Here is an 18,290-nt window from a genome sequence, read left to right on the forward strand (position 1 = left end):
TATTATAGGGATATATCATGCTACAAAATGATGCTATTCGTGAAATTTATCAAACGGCACAGGTACTCAAAGAGAACATCGGTCGCGTCATCATCGGCAAAGACGAGACAATCCAGCTGCTGATCGTAGCACTACTCTGTGAAGGCCATGTTTTACTGGAAGATGTACCTGGCATTGGAAAAACGACGCTGGCCAAAACGCTGGCACGCTCATTGGGATGTGCCTTCCAACGCATCCAATTCACGCCCGACCTCATGCCATCGGACATTACAGGCATTACTTTTTACAATCAAAAGCGGGGAGAATTTGAATTTCATCCTGGCCCACTCATCACCCAGATTGTCCTGGCGGACGAGATCAATCGCGCGACACCGCGCACACAATCGGCACTGCTGGAAGCGATGGAAGAACGACAGATCAGTATCGAACGTGAAACACTGGCACTACCACGACCATTCATGGTGCTTGCCACCCAGAATCCTGTCGAGTTAGAAGGAACCTTTCCTCTCCCCGAGGCTCAGATGGATCGTTTTCTGATGCGCTTACGCTTGAACTATCCCGACAAAAGTGAGGAACGTTTGATTCTCCAGCGCTTCAAAGAAGAGCAGCCCCTGCAAGAACTGAAAGCTGTCATTGACTCCAATAAACTCGGTACACTTCAACGCGCTATCCGTACGGTTCATGTGAGCCCTGGGATTGAAAACTATATCGTCGATATGGTGCATGCCACTCGTCAACATAGCGAGATCGAATTAGGAGTGAGTCCACGTGGGACGCTGGCCCTTTACCGTGCTTCGCAGGCTCTGGCCGCCACTCAAAACAGAAATCACGTCATCCCAGACGACGTAAAGCAATTAGCACCGCATATATTGTCGCATCGTATGATTGCTACCAGCCAATCTCGACTACATGGACATGATATGTCACAGGTCATCGCTGATATTTTGAAGCAGACAATCGTACCGGTCGAACAATGAAAAACACAAACACTATCGTTACCAGACCTCAAGCAAAAAGCCCACGCCGACGATTGATTACCGCTGGTGAACATGTTAGCAAGCAGCTCTATATTTCAAGCGCAATCATACTGCTCGTCAGCCTGTTTACCCACCTACCGTTGTTGTTCATTGGCGGCACTATTCTATTATTAAGTCTGATCATCACAGATATCTGGGCCACCTATTGTTTGGACGAGGTTCATTATCATCGACGACTTAGCGAGAAACGCGCCAGCTTTGGTGAGGAGATTACGCTAGAGATTTCTATCGAGAACGCTAAGATTTTACCGCTGCCGGTGCTTCAGGTTGATGATACTATTCCACGAGCATTGCCAATTAAGGGGCAACCGATACGCAAAACACGGGTGAACAATCTTGCGACCCTCGAGGGTCTTTTCAGCCTCCGCTGGTACGAGCGCGTCACCCGTACGTACACAGTCCAATGTTTCAATCGAGGAATCTTTACATTCGGACCGGTCAAACTGCGCAGTAGTGACATCTTTGGCTTCATCACACGCGAGCTGCGAGATCCCACCGAATTACACGTCCTGGTCTATCCACTGGTGGTACCTCTCAGCAGCTTCCATCTGCCCACACAGCGCCCATTCGGGGATAATCGTGCGGCACGCAGGCTGATCGAAGATCCCTCGCGTGTCATTGGTGTGCGCGATTATAGCTATGGGGATAGTATGCGCCGCATCAACTGGAAAGCCTCGGCGCGGGCACTTGAGCTACAGAGTAAGGTCTACGAATCCACAACGACGTACACGCTGGCGCTCTTTGTTAATTCGGCCCTGCAACTCGATAGTTACTACGGCATTCATCCCGCCTTGCAGGAGCTCGGCATCTGCGTGGCAGCCTCCATCTGTAGCTGGGCAATCGATGAGGGATATGCGGTCGGACTCTACGCCAATACGCCGATGAGTATTCCAGATGACGATCCAGTTGAGGGCTTTGAGCAAGAGGATCTCAAAAGCGCCATTGCGCGCCAGATCAGGCGGCGCACCATACGTATCCCACCTGCGAGTAGTGAGGCTCAGCGCCAACGCATCATGGAGACACTGGCACGTATCCAGGCGTTTGCGGGAAGCCCATTAGAAGATGTATTACAGATAGAGAAATCTCATCTCCCCATGGGATCTACCGTGATCGCAATTACGCATCAGATCAATGAGAAGATGATAGAAACACTGGTACGTATACGCAGCAGTGGACACGCAGTAGCGCTGATCCTGACCGGCGACAATCCGCCACCCACACGAATTTCTGGCATCACCGTCTATTATGTGGGCGGCGAAAAGACCTGGGATTCATTACAGGCTACCTATGGTCACATCGACGCGGATGAGCAGGAAATTGATGCTCACAGCGAAGGTTTTCAACTCTAAGTATCTGCATACGCAGTCAAAGCACGTCAGGGTTATCAGGATTAAACGTCGGACATCCAATCTCTGGCATAGGGCAACTCTGTCGCCTGCATAGACGCGGAAGGTGCTTCGTCTGTGCTTGAGCGTAAGAGTAAGAGGGCCTCTAATTCAGTCTGTTTATAGAGCCTCTGACGTTTGATCCCTTGCTTATAACTCCTGAGAATTCCACGGCTAACGTATGCGTAGAGAGTCGATACTTTCACACCAAGAAAACTCGATGCTTCATGACCATTGAGATAACTTTCTCCATTTAATTCAATCAAGTCTGTGCCCTCCTTTCAACTTGTTCGCATTTTTAATGCTAGATTCCTGCAATAGAAAGCTTTCTACATCTTTTCAAGATTTTTTTTCAGATTGCAAGTAACTTATTTTACCCCTTTAATCATCGCATTTTTAGGCTAAAAAATCAAGCCTTCTCAATATACATCAATATAAATCAATCAGTATCAAGTTTCATTGACATTTATCGCCTTTGATGATACAACTTAAGAAAGATCACAATACTTCGATCGGATTAGTCAGAAAAAAGCAAAGGAGCAGATAAATTATGTCGAGGACGATGCCAGAAACAGGCAATACACCACAAAAAGATGATGCATCGAGTCCAGCCGCCAAGCCAAATAAGGGCGGATTGGAAGGAATCATCGCGGCAACGACTGCGATTAGTAAAGTGGATGGTACAGCGGGTCGCCTCGTCTATCGTGGATACAACATTCACGACCTGGCACGTACCTCTACCTTCGAAGAAGTTGCTCATCTGCTCTGGTTTGGACACCTGCCAAATGCACAGGAACTGTCTGACCTTCAGGCACGCTTTGTAGCCGAACGTACTATACCCGAACTCGTTTTAAATATTATTCGCGACCTCCCCAACGAAACGGAGCCGATGGATGTCCTGCGTACCGCCGTTTCAGCCTGGGGAGCCCTGAGTATCTCTGGGAAACCTGACATCAATCAAGCCATAGCGGCCACCGCCCGCTTCCCACTTTTCCTCGCGGCCTTCAATCGCTTCCGTCATGGACAGGAAGCCCTGGAATCGCGTCCAGAACTGGGCCATGCTGCGAATTACCTCTATCTACTCACAGGAGAAATCCCCAGAGAGGAACATGTCAAAGGGCTAAATTCCTATCTGGTGCTCCTGGCGGACCATGGTATGAACGCCTCCACATTTACGGCACGCATCGTTGCCAGCACCGAATCAGATATCGTCTCGGCGCTCGTTGCGGGGCTGGGAGCATTAAAAGGTCCGTTACACGGTGGCGCCCCCTCAAAAGTCCAGGAAATGATCCATGCAATCGGGACAATTGAGAACACAGAGCCCTGGCTGCGCAATACCATCACCACGGGTGGTCGCTTGATGGGCTTTGGGCATCGCGTCTATAAGACATTTGATCCTCGTGCCGAAGAGCTACGTGAGATGGCACGTGTTGCAGATCCTGATGGCTTCGGGCTGGCACATCATGTCGAGGAGACAGCGCAGGCCCTGCTCGATGAGTTAAAGCCTGGCCGACGTCTCTATACCAACGTAGAATACTACTCGGCGGCCCTGATGAATGCAGTCGGATTGAGTGGAGACCTCTTTACACCAACCTTTGCGATCAGCCGCTGCGCTGGCTGGACCGCACATATTCTGGAGCAGGTCAGCAACAACCGACTGATCCGTCCAGAAGCAGAATACACCGGACCACTCAATGAAGTTTTCGTGCCACTGGCAGAGCGCAAATAAGCATGGTCCGCGAGCAAACAAACTACGGAACGACGCTATCCCCTGGGCCAGCATCGCTCCGTAGTCTGTACAGCTATTGCTCTTTTGCGCGTCTCCACATGGAGATCCATTCGGCGTCGCTATACGTTGTCAGAGGACGCTCTTCCTCCTGAGCGATAGCCTCCATATACTGGAAGCGCCGCTGAAATTTCCGATTGGCCAGACGCAGAGCCTCTTCAGCATCTATATCAAGAAAACGAGCCAGTTTTGCTACGATAAAGAGGACATCGCCAACCTCCTCAAGCCGCTCAACAGAATTCGACGCCTGCTTAATCTCAGCGATCTCCTCCTCTAACTTGGCATAGACCTGATCGATAGAGGTAAACTCAAAGCCGGATTTCACCACACGTTTCTGATACTCTTGCGCTACCATCAAAGCCGGTGTGGCCTGAGGCACACGATCGAGAATACTTTCACGTTGCACATCGACACCAGCACTGGCCCGCTCCTGCTTTTTAATCTGATCCCAATTCTGGACCACCTGTCCCGCGTTCTCGACCTCGATGTCACCAAATATGTGGGGATGACGACGAATAAGCTTGGCATTGATGTGCTCATAGACGTCGCCCAGCGTAAACTCATCGGCCTGGCGCGCAATCTCTGCGTGTAGATAGACCTGTAAGAGCAGATCGCCCAGTTCTTCGGACAACTTCTCCATACTATGCTCTTCCAGCGCCTCCACAACCTCATACGTCTCCTCAATCACGTAGCGCTTCAGGCTATCATGGGTCTGTTTGCGGTCCCAGGGACAACCATCGGGATCACGGCGCAGACGTCTGGTAATCGTACGTAAAGTTTCGGGTGCGCGTAAGGCGGTCAGATCGTCCACAGGAGGCACATAGAGCGTGCTGAGATGATTAGCAAAGTTATTACGATCGAGTTCATAGAGAGGCATCTCAATCACCGCCTCCGCGTCTCCTACGCCAGCAGCACGTACCAGTTTGACCGGCCATTCGTCGGGATAAAACTCTCCCAACGCTAATTTGACTTCGCTTGCCAGGCGACGATTATACACCTGGACAATCAGCAGAGGAGTGGTTGGAATAATTCGGCTGGCGATCTCATCGGCCTGGAGCGCCGCCAGATTGGTGGCATCCACGATTTGAGCACCGACCTCAAAGGGATCAAGTTCCAGCAGGCTACACACAGGTTCGATGAAAGAGAGTCCCGCCACGATACGCGTTGACAACCCTCGCTCACGCGCTTGTTGCAAGACAAGCTGCACCGATGTCTCTCCGACCAGAGGATGTCCCGGCACCACGTAAATGAGCGGTTGCTGCTCGGCCAGATTACAGACTTCAGTCGCAATCTGTCCATAGAGAGAGCTCCAATCATCGGACTCATCATAGAGTCTATCAAAGGACTCAATACGTAGTGTAGGTATATCTTGCTTTAATGGCTCAACAGTAGGATGTATCGTAGTTCGAAAATAAACGGTTCGTTCGTTCTGAGCAGCTTCTACAAAGATTCTATGTGCTTCCAGGGTCACATCATTGATGCTACCCGGCCCCAATCCAACGATCGTAACCGCAGGATGAGTCAAATCAGTCATAAAAAATAATCCTCTCTTGACATTACCTTCACCAGGATAATGTAGTGGTTGAGTGCATCCATATAAAAGCAGAGGTCGTGAAAAAATCCCAGCATTGTCGAATATGGAGTAGCGTGTTATGCTATTCTTGATAAAAAAATGCAATGATTGCTCATTATTTTTGATGAGTAGTATAAGGAGGTTCTAGATGGCGTCCGCTGAAAGTCAACAGCCTACCTGCCCTGTTTGTCACCAAACAGATCAGGTCAAGACAATGCAAGCAGCTTATAGCACAGGTGTTGCTCGCTGTGCTCCACCCGATATGCCCACACGCAATATCTCCATGATGAAACCCATCGTTATAAGTGGCGTCCTGGTGGGAATTTGTATCTTCCTGATAGTCACATTCATTGGCGGCCTGGAAAATGGTGTTCCCCCAATTCTTCAGTTCGTTCTCGCTGTAGTCACACTTATTTTCATCGTCTCTGCACTTGTCAATTCTTACATGGCATTTCAACGCATCGTTCGTGGCGATGACGAATCATCACTCCTCTATCCAGCCTGGGACAAAGCCACGGCTACCTGGAAAAGCTACAAGTATTGCTCACGCGATGACATTGTCTTTGATCCTAAGACTAGCACGGAAGTCTCGAACAATCAACTGGAACAATTGCGCGCCGCTGCGATACAGCAACCTCCCCAAGAATTACAGGCTGCGACACAACATTAATGAACCAGGCCAACACGACAACAGGGGACTACTAACGAGTCCCCTGTTTTTTAATTGCGCGTTTCGAAGGCTGCGGGTTGGCCGGCTTTTGTAGCGTAAACTTATGGCGCGTCTTTGGTTTATTGGGACGACCACTTTCTGGCTTACGCTTTAAGACGCGTGGCTTCAAGATACGCTCATTCTCCTGCTTTGTAACTGGCTGAGTAAGCGTATCCTCATGTTTCTGGGCCATTGTACCTGATGGAAAGGCGTTCGCACTACCCCGCTTCCGCTCGGCAGCCGGCATCGTAGAGATATCCTTACGCTTGCTCCCAACTTCACGTTGGAGAAATAAAATTCCGCGTTTTCGTTCCGTAGCTCGCTGCGCACGCCTCAATCCGCGTATCCGCTTGGCGGAACTTTGTGCCTGTTCACGCTCGCTTAACAGCAACGAGAGCCGACGCGCTTTCGCTTCCTTGGGAGAAATAGAGACGATACGCCCTTCAAGCAAAAATGGTATCACCACCTCTGCGACGGAGGAAGCTGCCAGCATGGGAGCACTATGATTGGCGGGGATCACAACATCATGCGGTCCTAGATGGCGAGGGCGTTCAATAATTGCATCACGGCCTCCCCAGATGAAAAGTGTCGGTAGCGGCGGCACAAAAAAGGGAGCACGACCCTGTTCAGGCATTTCATACAGCGAACGCACCAGAACATCGATGGGTTGCAACTCAATTTCATTTTTCCAGATCGACGTCCAATTGTTACGTTGCCAGTTAAAACCAAGCGCCCGCACCAGACTATGCAAACGCCAGTCAGAGAAGATCCAGTTCTCAAGCATCTGAGGATGCGGCACGTCTAGCAGACGTACAATGAGCGCCCAGATTTCGAGAATGTAGGTGGGACAGAGAAAGATTGCATGGCTGACCGATTGCGGATATTTTTTTACGTAGGCTTCGGCGGCACGCGTGCCAGAAGAATAAGCCAGTACTGACCACTGCTCAATCTTGAGCGTCTGACGTACTTCCTCGATGGCATCAGCACACACTTGATAATAAGGTTCGTGAGGTGAGACATTGGGCGAGCCACCCAGACCAGGTAATTCGATCATGATAAGCTGAAAATGCGGAAGGAGCAGCGGGGCCAGACTCTGCCAGATCGCATAGGTCACGCCCCAACCGTGAATGAGGAGGAGAGGTGGTCCGCTTCCTTCAAGTCGGTAACGTAGCATAAGATTGTTCTTCGCTTCCATGAAAGTGCCAGAATGGCACGGTCCAAACGCTTTGTTGATCGAACAAAAGCGCTATATACAGTATATCGTATATATGTGCTCAAACATCGCACTCTAGCATCCGCACAGATGAGTATTTGTAAATAAGATTATATAACCATCACTGACATTCTATCATATTGAGTTTACGCATGCTAGAGGAAACTCAGCATTCATAGCGCGACAATAGCCAGCCAGCAAGAAATATGCTATAGTCCACTATAAAATGTGCTGTAGATACCAGTAGAGTATTACCAACGTGCACCTACTGATCCAACGACTCTAGCGAGAAAAGAGTATGGAATAATGCCAACAATCTTAATTTTGACCTCAAAGACAGGTGGAGGCCATATCAGCCTCGCAGAGGCGCTGCGTGATCTCCTGCAGGACAAAGCCACCATTGAAATCGTTGATCCTCAAGCACGCTTCGTTCACTGGCATTATCGCCTGGTCAGTCGCTATGCACTCTGGCTCTGGTCCAGCGAATTCCGTAGCATTAATACAAGCGCGAAAGCCCTCTTTGCGCATCGCATCTTCACACCTCTGGTCGCAAGGACGCTCGGTAAGCTCATCACACGCTTGCAGCCAGATATGATCATTACAACCTATCCTTTTTTAACCTATGAAGTGATGCAACTCCTAGAAAAACAACGTTCCTCCATCCCATTCGCCATGCTCTTTACCGATCCCAGCAACATCCACGCGACCTGGCTCAGCGAGAAACGTGCCTCTGCCACACTGGCCCCCACACGCGAAACGTATCAGCAAGCTCTGGATGCAGGCTTCGCACCTCAGCGTCTCCATCACGTCGGCTGGCCTGTACGAGCCCAGTTCAGGCGCGTGGTGGCCGCCCGTAGCCGTGAGACACTCAGCAATCTGGGCCTGATTCCAGGTCGCTTCACACTCTTTTTGCAAGGTGGTGGCGAGGGATCAGCTCAATTTGGACGGACAGTCGAAAGCATACTCAATATTGATCCCGACCTCCAAATCATTTTAGCCACGGGCACCAATCGAACACTGTACACACGCTTTCAGCACGTAAAAAATGTCACGCCGTTACCGTTCACCAAAGATATCGCTACCTATATGGCCGCAGCAGATGTGATCATGGGCAAGGCTGGACCCAATATGCTCTTTGAAGCTGTGACGCTGGGCAAGCCATTTATCGCCACAACCTACATTCCCGGGCAAGAGGAAGCGAATCTGGATTTTATTCGTCAGCATCAATTGGGCTGGGTCGCCCTTACGATTGAGGAGCAGATCGCGTTACTACAAAAAATCGTAGCGCAACCCGCAGAGCTACGAAATATGGAAGCCAGCGTCAAAGTATATCAGGAAGAGAACACAGCCCAGACCGCTCTCATCCTGCCCATACTGGAAGATTTATTAAGGGTCAAAGCACTGGCAACGAGCCATATCAGCGCTCATGTCTCTTCGATGCTCGATAGCTAGCGGAGATTGCCCAGGAGCGCACGCGCAATCACCAGACGCTGGATCTGATTGGTGCCTTCAAAGATCTGCGCTACTTTGATGTCGCGCATATAACGCTCTACAGGATAGTCATGCACATAGCCTGCGCCTCCAAGCACCTGCACCGCATTGGTCGCCACCTCCATCGCCATATCGGTCGCAAAGCACTTCGCCATCGAGGCATGCATGCTGGCAGGCTCGCCACAGTCCATCTTGTAGGCCGCTTGATACACGAGCAAGCGTGCCGCCTCAATTTTCATCGCCATATCGGCCAGCATAAATTGTATCCCCTGAAAGAGGCCGATTGGCTGGCCGAACTGCTCACGCTCACGTGCATACGAGCAAGCCACATCAAAAGCAGCCTGAGCCACTCCAACCGCAATCGCACCCAGATTGACCCGCCCACCATCGAGAGCAGAGAGCGCGATCTTAAAGCCCTGTCCCTCCTCGCTCAGACGATTCGCGACTGGAACCGCGCAGTGAGAGAAGATCAGCTCTCGCGTCGGGGAAGCATGGAGCCCCATCTTGCGCTCACGCTTGCCAAAGGAGAAGCCCTCAGTGCCTTTCTCAACTATCATGCAGGAGATGCCAGCCGACTTGGTGCCGGCAGAGCTTCGGGCCATCAAGAGATACACATCAGCCTCGCCACCGTTAGTCACCCACATCTTGGAGCCATCAACCACATAATAATCATCCTGCCTCTGCGCCTGACATTGCAGACTCGCCGCATCTGAGCCCGATGAGGCTTCACTTAACGAAAAGGCTCCCAGGATTTCTCCCGATGCCAGATGAGGCAGCCACCGCTCACGTTGCTCGACATTGCCAAAGCGTCCCAGCGTATGAGCAACCATATTGTGCACACCAAAGCCAACAGCAGTCGCCATATCACCGCGAGCTAATTCCTCATAGACCAGTGCACCCGTCAGGCGATCAAGCGGCGTCCCTCCATAGTCTTCAGAGATAGTCATCCCCAACAAACCAAGCGCCGCCATCTTAGTAAAAGTCTCGCGAGGAAAATGATTCTGTTCATCCCAGTCATCAGCGTAAGGAATAATTTCCTGCTGTGTAAAACGGCGCACCATGTCACGCACATCAACTTGCTCTTCGTTGAGACGAAAGTCCATCGCAATACTCCTTCTTCATCTTTTACAAAGGGAAACATATCACAATTAGTGGTAACATATACCGCAATAATATGCAAGACAAGGCCCAGCGAAGCGAAGACCTCGTAGCGTCGGACGCTTGCGTACGATGTCCCAGTGACTCGTACAAGACAGTTGATCTCGGCACGCAGCGCTGGCCTGCCCGATCATACGTCGAGTGGGATATCGTACGCAAGCGTCCGACGCTACTGGGCCTGCCAGACCTGGATAGTACGGTCGACGCCAGCTGAGGCCAATTGGCTACCGTTGGGAGACCAACAGACGCTCATCACGTAGCCGCTATGACCATGATAGATATATGTTTCTTTTAGCTTGGCGATACTCCATAAGCGTACAAGCTTATCGTTGCCAGCTATCGCCAGATGCTGCCCATTGGGGGACCAGGACAGAGCATTTTTAAAGGTCGAATTATCGATTTTCAGGGCCATCGAGAGGTATCCAGCATGCAGGCCACTGATACGCACCTGATGATCGTTACAGGCTGAGGCGAGACGCTCCCCATTAGGAGACCAGGCCAGCGATGTAATCAGGCCTCCATGGCCTCCCAGACTTTTTTGTCCGGTAGTGGGGAAGAATAAGGTAGTCAGGAAAGAGCGTTTCTGCTGCAGACGCGCCGGCTCCCAGACTTTCACAACCCGATCGTTACCGGCGGATGCTATCGAGCGTCCATCGGGCGACCAGACCAATGTGTGAAGGTGATCGGTATGCTCTCGATAGGTGACGCTTACCTCGTGTGCCGGCGTCGTGGCTTCCCAGACTAAGACAATTTTATCGTCGCCAGCGGAGGCGATCGATTGTCCGTCAGGCGACCAGGCAACAACGTTTACGGGTCCAGTATGCTGTTTAAAGGTATAGTCAGTGCGACCACTGAGAGGCTCCCAGAGGCATACCTGACCATCGGAACTGGCAGATGCCAGCAAATGACTATCAGGAGACCAGCAGACACTGTTGACACGTCCCTGATGCTGTTTATAGGTGTACAAATGTTTACCGGTCAGGGCATCCCAGATCTGGACCGTCTTGTCGTAGCTTGCCGATGCCAGATATTTCCCATCAGGAGACCAGGAAATGGATGTGATACGACTGGAGTGTCCCATACAGACATAGAGCATGTTCGCCTGTGGATAGATCACAGGTGGACCGGTCCGTTTTACCGTTGGACGTTTATTGGCTGCTTTGTTACCGACTGGCATCGGCACAGGTAGCTGCACAGAGGAAAGGTTAGGATTCTGTGGCAACGCGGCCAGCGTTGATGAGGTTAATGGCTGCGAGATGGTATTTATGGCAAGACGTGGTAGCGTCTGTCCCATCGTATATTGCATCGTGATGCGTTGCAGTTCCTGACGCACAATCGAGACATGGCTTGGTCGCTGGGAAACGTCAACGTTCACCATGCTCATGACCAGCGGAGCCAGGTCCGCCAACCGCTCATCGTACAGGTTGATGGGCGAAAATTGAAAGGGCGTCTCCGAGGGATCTTCCCCAGTCAGCAATTGATGCAGTGTAGCTCCCAGGCTATAGATATCGGCCCGCGTGGTGGTCTGCGATTTCCCATATTGTTCGGGAGGCGCGTAGCCATATGATCCCAGCGCGGTCGTATCCTTTTCCTGACCGGGCGTAAACAGGCGCGCAATGCCAAAATCAATCAGATAGACATGGCTCTGCGAGGTGATCATGACATTGGCCGGCTTGAGATCTCGGAAGATGATGGCTGGCTGGCGCGAGTGCAGATATTCAAGCACCGAGCAGAGCTGCAAGACGATATCCATGACTTTCTCGATCGGCAACTTTCCAGTACCCAGACGCTGCAAGCGATCCTCTAAAGTTTCCCCATCGATAAAATCCATCACCAGATACGAGCGTCCCAGTTCCATAAACTGCTCATAGATGCGCGGCAAATTGGGATGAGTTAATCCAGCTAGCAGGAGAGCTTCATTTTTAAAAGCGGTTGTCGCGTCGATCAACTCTTGCCCACTGAGCGAGCTCTGACTCATCTCCTTGATCGCAACCAGACGATTGCCGAAGGAAAGATCCGAGGCCTTATAGACAGCCCCAAAACCTCCACGCCCGGCCTGTCCCAGGATAAGATAGCGCTGCTTTAACATCGCCTGAGAGGTAAGAAGTCCCGTCAACGTTGTGCTGGTAATACTGGTATCCGAGGGATCTCCCAAGCGCAAAGATGTGCCACAAACTCGACAGAAGAGAGCTTGCGTCCGATTAGCCCCACCACAATGATCACAAAATAATGGAGAAGACAGCGCCATGAACTTCCTGACTAACAGAAAACATTTGTACTAAAAAATGTTACACGGGTACAGTAGTACAAATGCAAGAGTATTGTCAAGCCATGGTACAAAGCGACTCAAGCAGGATTCCATTTATGCTCCATAAATGAGTCGCTTATCCCGCTAGATCACCAGAAAATCTTTCTGCCGACGCGTAATCCAGAGCACAAATTGATAGAGTGCAAACAGCTCAAGCGCAAACGGGAGATAGCCTGAATAGCCAAGCAAGGGCATCTCAAAAACTTTCCAGAATCCCACAAAGGGAACAGTATAGTACCATTTTGGGAGCGCAAAATAATTCCACATCTCCCAAAAGAAGCCACACATCAGGCCACCGAGCGGCAAGACAATAAAGCGCCAATCCCTGGCAACAAGATGAGCAAATACTGACTTGCGCCCAACAAAATTATTCCATGGATCCAGTAAAAAGAGGAGACTGAACCAGATCAAAGGAAAGCAATAATGTGGAAAAATCCAGGGAAGCACCAGGCAGGCAACGCCAAGCAACTCCAACCCAATCACTACCGGAAGGGCCAGTCGAGGACCTGGATCATGAGCAGAAAGGCGGGGCCGCAAGGGTTGAAAGGAGGAAAGCAATTCTGTGATCTCAAAAACCGCTGGCAGGACGGTACTGAAACATAAACTGGAGAGGAGAAAATAGGCCAGAGGACTATATGATTGATCCAACACATAGTGCCAGTTCTGTACAGGCACATTTAACTCTTCAAATATCCACCAGAAAACGCAGGAACATACAAATAATAAACTGAAACGCCAACGCATCCTCTGGAATAGCGAGGTTCCACGCCGAAAAAACACGCATGCATCCACAAAAAAAATGAAGCTCAACCAGAGCCCAAAAAAGGTATAAAAGCCAAACGGCCTGAGATGCGACCAGGAAACAATCCAGGATAACAAACATAACAGGATAGCAAAGATGCCATAGCGGGGAAAGGTCTGAAGCTGAGTCGAGGATTTAAGGTTTGCAAACACACAAATTCTCCCATAGGATACAGGCACACGCTAAATATATTACCGTACATCTATTTCGCAGGCACCCGGGTAATCTGATTGCCCACAATCAGAGACCACAGATAAACACATCTTAGCTCTTTGGATCATAGATCAAAGCCAGCTTGGTCCGAAACGCATTCCAGCGTCCAGTGGCAGATGCAACGACTAGACACTTTGTTTTACTAAACGCTTTTGCACAAGTGCTTGTATATGTGAAGTAATCTCCTGTAAATCTCCATTAAGGTAAATCCCCTCTGGAATAAGCGTTGTAAGTCTGGGAAGATCGCAAAAAGCTTGCCCACCACAAAATAAAAGCGGTTTCTCTTCAGGCAAGGTGTGTATCAACTGCGCAAGATGCTCTAAGGCTGGCGCATGATCAATATGAGTCAGCGAGACACAGATGGCCGCTGGCGAAAGCTGCCGAATGGTATGTATCAGAGAAGTCGATTCTACACTCTGCCCCAGATAAAAAATTCGCATCCCATTGCGGCGCAAAAAAAGTGAGATCATTAAAATTGCTAATTCATGTAGCTCGCCTGGAGCACAACAGGCAACGATACGCGGCCCAGTAGCAGGGAAACGCGTTGCATGCAAAAGGTTAGTCAACGTAGCCCGAAAAAAATTGCTGGCAAAATGCTCCACGGCTGGTGTCAATTCGCCAATCTCCCATAAACGTCCCACCTCCCACAACGTAGGGGTAATCAACTCACAGCATACCTGCTCAACCGAATACAAAGAAAATACAGCCCCCATCAAAACCTGTGCAGCCTGCTCATCCAGATCCTGGAAAGCCCCGATCAACTGCTCCTGCATAAGATGTAAGGTATAACCCATCGGATACGTATTCCCGGCCGGCATATGACTATAAGATGATTCCGCTGCTGGGATGTCGAAATAGACATCAGCGGTCTCTGCAACAGGATATGATCCTTGCTCGTCATACGCTCCATGCTCTTCTAGATGACGAAATAATGCCACGGCCTGACTGATCGAGATACCACTATCCACGCGCTCTTTGAGCCAGTGGATCAATGCCACGTGACGCTCTGAGTATAAACGGTAGGTATTATTGGCTCGTTCAGGTATCAGCACAGCATAACGACGTTCCCAGGCTCGCAAAGTTGGAGCCGGTACACCAGTTTGCAACACGACAGCTTTGGTATTAAATGTGGGCTGATCCGAATACTGCTTGAGATCAGGCAACGTCATCGATCTATCATAAGTAGACATACATCTCTCCAGCGATCAGGACAAGAGTGAGAAAAACAAGCGCTTCAGTGGATGTAATCCTCAGATTTTCATCTGTACTATAAGATAACATATCACATCCATACCGTCTATGCATCATAGACATGGCAGCCTGGCAGAATGGGTAAGCATACCTAAAGGTTCGCGTGGAAGCTCTCCTGGAGAAATATATTGCCGTTTTTTGCATACAAAAAACGGCAATATATTAAACTAAGCAGTAAAATACTATAAATCGAAGCTCACTCGATACTGAAGCAGGCCACTGGATGACTCTCCCGGGTCTAGCTCTAATAAATGAGCCATCTGCTGACCCTCTTCACCCTGACGAGCAAGATTAATTGCATCGGTCGAGCAGGTCTGATGCTCCAGGCAAAAATAAGGCTCATCAGGCCCTGCCGTATAGACAACCACATGGGTAAAGTCATCGGTTCCAGTGATACCAATTTTGATACCTGGCGTGCGATACTCTATCACAACTGGGGCATCCACCTGGAGCTCGGTATAGACATGATCCAGTTTCAGATGGCTGATAGGTACAGGAGTGCGTAGATCGAATGGAGCATACATCAGACCTGTCACATTAAGGATACGCCCCGTGGGTAATAAATCATCATCAGCCTCCATGACAGCGGTAGCAGGCACATGGATGTAAGTGTCATCCCTCCCATGTAGCGCTGAAAAATAGGGATGGAGCGCAAAACCATACGGCAAGGTCGTTGTGCCAAGATTTTGTACTTCATACTTGATACTAATCCCTGTGCTGGTCAGTGTATAGGTTAAAGAGAGACGGCTATCAAATGGATATGCATCGTATATGTGACCGCTCACTTGATTGACATCAACATACGTGGTCACACTCACAGCATCGGATAAGACCTGCGGCGACTCATATTGCCAGGCACGATCCATCACCAGCCCGTGAATCAGCACAGCATTACCCTGTGGACGTTTCACAGCGGCCAACGAGTACTCATGTCCACGATACGTATAACGCTTATCACGCACACGATTAGGAAACGGCCAGAGCACAAAATCCCCCGTAAAATCCGCATGTTGCAACATCTCGCGCTCGCAGTGGATAATATCATGCTCCCCCACGCGAAAACGAAAAAGATTACTCCCAAACGCAGGCGCAATACTGGCGCTCAGACTACGTTCGGGATGTTGCGTGTTCTCATAAGAGAGCGAGAGCACAATCGAACCAATCTCCGCATCGTCGATAATCTCCGCCGCAAAAGAACTCTCAAGCTGGTCCATTGACATAAATGTAGACCTCACAGATTCAAAAAAACAATCAAAAAGGGACGTACGTGATAGATATATAGTACCACTCTTCCCCGAACACCAAGTAACGCCGTACGCGAGCGCACGACGTTACAAAAGGGAATATTCTCTAAAAAGTAGTGGTCACGCTAAGAACTTCACCAGGCGATCCAGAGTCGGTGTGGCAAGAGGTGAGGAACGCAGTTGTGTCATCATCTCCCGTGCCATCTGACGTGTCTCTTCCATGTCGTCCTCAAGATGAGGGTCGATGCCAAGCCCGGAGATGCGCGTGCGAAACACAGATTGTAGGAGGATGACGGTGATCCAACGAGGAAGCCAGAGAAAGAGCACGGTCAGATAGAAGGGCGTCAGGGGCGTACCCAGCGCTCGCAGAGCCAGCAGCCCTTCACGTGTGGCCTGAACCTGCATCACTACGTTGCGGCGCGACCGCGCATGCAGTGCGCTCTTTCCGCCTGACACCATTACGGATGTAAGGATGCATATATCCATGAGTGCGTGGGTTTTCAACCACGCTTGCATGTCGGAACTCAGTTTAACGCTGAAGCCTGCCTGTTTGAAAATCCCTGCGAGTTGGTGAAGGCGCGGCGTGATACGGCCATCTGTTTCGCCCAGCATCATCGGTACCTGGCGTAGAGGGATATAGCGCACGATATCTCCTCTGCGTACACCACCAACGGATCCAAAGCCAGGAACGACACGCTGCGGATCAAGTTGCTCAAATTGCCGCATGCCAGCCAGATTGTTGAGCATAAACAGCAGGATAGGGACCTGATGGTTGGCCGCAAGGATCGGTAAGACGTCATGGAGCTGATCGAGTCGTACGGTCACAAGGACAACATCATAACTATCGGTTGGAGCCAGATGTTCAACGACGGAAACCCGGACTGTTGTCCTTCGTCCGGTCAATGCATCTTCAAGTTGAATACCATGTGTGCGTAACGACACCGCCCGCTGCCCTCGTGCCAGCAGCGATACGTTGTATCCTGCCTCTTGAAATCTGGCAGCATAGACGCTGCCAACAACACCCGCTCCATAGATCAGAATATTCATATTTATTTTTATCACTTTCTCTTTTTCTGCTTGAGATATTTCCTCAAAAGTGGCGCATAGCCAACACGCCGTTGCAAAAAAAGCGTAACCGATGGTACAATGAGCGTCAATCAGCAATGAAACGAAATGTGTTGCCTATGCAACAGGGGAGAGGAAAGTGATGCAAAAGCTCGATGCCGTTGAAGATCTGCGAGTTCGTCGCACGCGCAAACTACTTCAACAAGCGTTGATCGAGGTGACTGTGGAGAAAGGGTTTGCAGCTCTCACCGTGCGTGATATTACCAGACATGCTATGGTGAACCGCTCAACGTTTTATCGCCACTACCTTGATAAATACGATCTGCTTGAGCAGCATCTCAATGATATATACGACGTGTTGGAGAAGGAAGGAGGGATCATAGATGGGGATCATCATGAAGGGCTCATTGAGCTACTCAAGCAGATCCAACAGTTTCCCGACTTTTACCGCATGGCAATGAGTGAGAAGGCGAACGCCTTTTTGAGCCAGCGCTTTCGTCAGCAGACGCAGCGGCGTGTTTTTGCGTACTTCCAGCAGACGTTCCCCAAAGCCGTATCTGAGCCTGATAAACCACCGCTTGATCTGCAGTTTGCCACAGTCGCCTCGACAGGATGTAGCGCGCTTGCCTGGTGGCTGGAGCAGGAGCAGCCCTCTCCACCTGAACAGTTTGCCCGCTGGCTGCAACAACTCTTCCATGATATCTCAGCCTCCACGCTCAAGCCAAAAACATGAGATCCTTTGCTTTCAAATGGCGCTTCAGTCAGTTGTGAACTTGACAGTGGCTATCATCACTGCTATCATGGGGTTGCGCAAATACGACGTGGCCTTGCCATGTCTAAAAGTGCGAGGACTATCCCTCAAGAGCCACATACAGTCTAGTGATGTGGATCAGCCCCCTACGCTGGATTTGGCCGGTTTAGAAACTGTGCTATGCACGTCAGCATCGGCCAGGCGCATCTTTTGAGCCAAAAATATGAGATAGACAGCAAGAAAGTATCCAGGATGAAGTGGAACTGTTCAGGAAGGCGAGCCACCCATGCCTCCTACGTATCCC

At 50.2% G+C, this 18,290-nt stretch carries 15 protein-coding genes; 6 read left to right on the forward strand and 9 right to left on the reverse strand.

Annotated elements, in window-relative coordinates; translation table 11 throughout:
* The first annotated feature begins 17 nt into the window (after positions 1 to 17).
* Positions 18 to 977 (forward strand): AAA family ATPase, encoded by a 960-nt coding sequence (locus AC27N8_RS20680; RefSeq protein ID WP_487069298.1) that lies wholly within the window; start codon positions 18 to 20, stop codon positions 975 to 977.
* The gene (locus AC27N8_RS20685) at positions 974 to 2,386 is read left to right on the forward strand and encodes a DUF58 domain-containing protein (RefSeq protein ID WP_487069299.1); all 1,413 of its coding nucleotides are present in this window, start codon (positions 974 to 976) and stop codon (positions 2,384 to 2,386) included. The genes AC27N8_RS20680 and AC27N8_RS20685 overlap by 4 nt, the downstream gene beginning before the upstream one ends.
* A 41-nt stretch (positions 2,387 to 2,427) precedes the next feature.
* Here AC27N8_RS20685 and AC27N8_RS20690 read toward each other — a convergent pair whose 3' ends face one another.
* The gene (locus tag AC27N8_RS20690; RefSeq protein WP_487069300.1) at positions 2,428 to 2,688 is read right to left on the reverse strand and encodes a helix-turn-helix domain-containing protein; all 261 of its coding nucleotides are present in this window, start codon (positions 2,686 to 2,688) and stop codon (positions 2,428 to 2,430) included.
* Between the two features lie 284 nt (positions 2,689 to 2,972).
* Here AC27N8_RS20690 and AC27N8_RS20695 point away from each other — a divergent pair, with 284 nt between their 5' ends.
* Complete coding sequence (locus AC27N8_RS20695) at positions 2,973 to 4,151, forward strand: citrate/2-methylcitrate synthase (RefSeq protein ID WP_487069301.1); 1,179 nt, start codon at positions 2,973 to 2,975, stop codon at positions 4,149 to 4,151.
* Positions 4,152 to 4,224: 73 nt separating this feature from the next.
* Here AC27N8_RS20695 and yabN read toward each other — a convergent pair whose 3' ends face one another.
* On the reverse strand, positions 4,225 to 5,742 hold the full coding sequence (gene yabN / locus AC27N8_RS20700; RefSeq protein WP_487069302.1) for a bifunctional methyltransferase/pyrophosphohydrolase YabN: 1,518 nt from the start codon (positions 5,740 to 5,742) through the stop codon (positions 4,225 to 4,227).
* Positions 5,743 to 5,929: 187 nt separating this feature from the next.
* On the opposite strand from yabN, the gene AC27N8_RS20705 reads away from it, so the two are divergent.
* Positions 5,930 to 6,451 (forward strand): hypothetical protein, encoded by a 522-nt coding sequence (locus AC27N8_RS20705; protein WP_487069303.1) that lies wholly within the window; start codon positions 5,930 to 5,932, stop codon positions 6,449 to 6,451.
* Between the two features lie 31 nt (positions 6,452 to 6,482).
* Here AC27N8_RS20705 and AC27N8_RS20710 read toward each other — a convergent pair whose 3' ends face one another.
* Positions 6,483 to 7,664: an alpha/beta fold hydrolase gene (locus tag AC27N8_RS20710; RefSeq protein WP_487069304.1), complete on the reverse strand. Its 1,182-nt coding sequence runs from the start codon at positions 7,662 to 7,664 to the stop codon at positions 6,483 to 6,485.
* Positions 7,665 to 8,009: 345 nt separating this feature from the next.
* Here AC27N8_RS20710 and AC27N8_RS20715 point away from each other — a divergent pair, with 345 nt between their 5' ends.
* Complete coding sequence (locus AC27N8_RS20715; RefSeq protein WP_487069305.1) at positions 8,010 to 9,155, forward strand: MGDG synthase family glycosyltransferase; 1,146 nt, start codon at positions 8,010 to 8,012, stop codon at positions 9,153 to 9,155.
* Here the strand turns inward: AC27N8_RS20715 and AC27N8_RS20720 are convergent.
* The 6 genes from AC27N8_RS20720 to AC27N8_RS20745 all read right to left on the reverse strand — a co-directional run bounded on the left by AC27N8_RS20720 (position 9,152) and on the right by AC27N8_RS20745 (position 17,217).
* On the reverse strand, positions 9,152 to 10,297 hold the full coding sequence (locus AC27N8_RS20720) for an acyl-CoA dehydrogenase family protein (protein WP_487069306.1): 1,146 nt from the start codon (positions 10,295 to 10,297) through the stop codon (positions 9,152 to 9,154). The two genes, AC27N8_RS20715 and AC27N8_RS20720, sit on opposite strands and share 4 nt — an antisense overlap.
* A gap of 224 nt (positions 10,298 to 10,521) precedes the next feature.
* A complete protein-coding gene (locus AC27N8_RS20725) occupies positions 10,522 to 12,600 on the reverse strand; it encodes a protein kinase domain-containing protein (protein ID WP_487069307.1) in 2,079 nt (692 codons plus the stop codon).
* A 144-nt stretch (positions 12,601 to 12,744) separates the two neighbouring features.
* Complete coding sequence (locus tag AC27N8_RS20730; RefSeq protein WP_487069308.1) at positions 12,745 to 13,614, reverse strand: hypothetical protein; 870 nt, start codon at positions 13,612 to 13,614, stop codon at positions 12,745 to 12,747.
* A 186-nt stretch (positions 13,615 to 13,800) separates the two neighbouring features.
* Positions 13,801 to 14,865 (reverse strand): MerR family transcriptional regulator, encoded by a 1,065-nt coding sequence (locus tag AC27N8_RS20735; protein ID WP_487069309.1) that lies wholly within the window; start codon positions 14,863 to 14,865, stop codon positions 13,801 to 13,803.
* A 243-nt stretch (positions 14,866 to 15,108) separates the two neighbouring features.
* Positions 15,109 to 16,146: an aldose epimerase family protein gene (locus tag AC27N8_RS20740; RefSeq protein WP_487069310.1), complete on the reverse strand. Its 1,038-nt coding sequence runs from the start codon at positions 16,144 to 16,146 to the stop codon at positions 15,109 to 15,111.
* A gap of 144 nt (positions 16,147 to 16,290) precedes the next feature.
* Positions 16,291 to 17,217, reverse strand: coding sequence for a ketopantoate reductase family protein (locus tag AC27N8_RS20745; protein WP_487069311.1), 927 nt, complete (start codon positions 17,215 to 17,217; stop codon positions 16,291 to 16,293).
* A gap of 160 nt (positions 17,218 to 17,377) precedes the next feature.
* Here AC27N8_RS20745 and AC27N8_RS20750 point away from each other — a divergent pair, with 160 nt between their 5' ends.
* Positions 17,378 to 17,968 (forward strand): TetR/AcrR family transcriptional regulator, encoded by a 591-nt coding sequence (locus AC27N8_RS20750; protein ID WP_487069312.1) that lies wholly within the window; start codon positions 17,378 to 17,380, stop codon positions 17,966 to 17,968.
* The last annotated feature ends 322 nt before the right edge of the window (positions 17,969 to 18,290 follow it).

Source organism: Dictyobacter sp. Z7_2, from assembly GCF_057551105.1.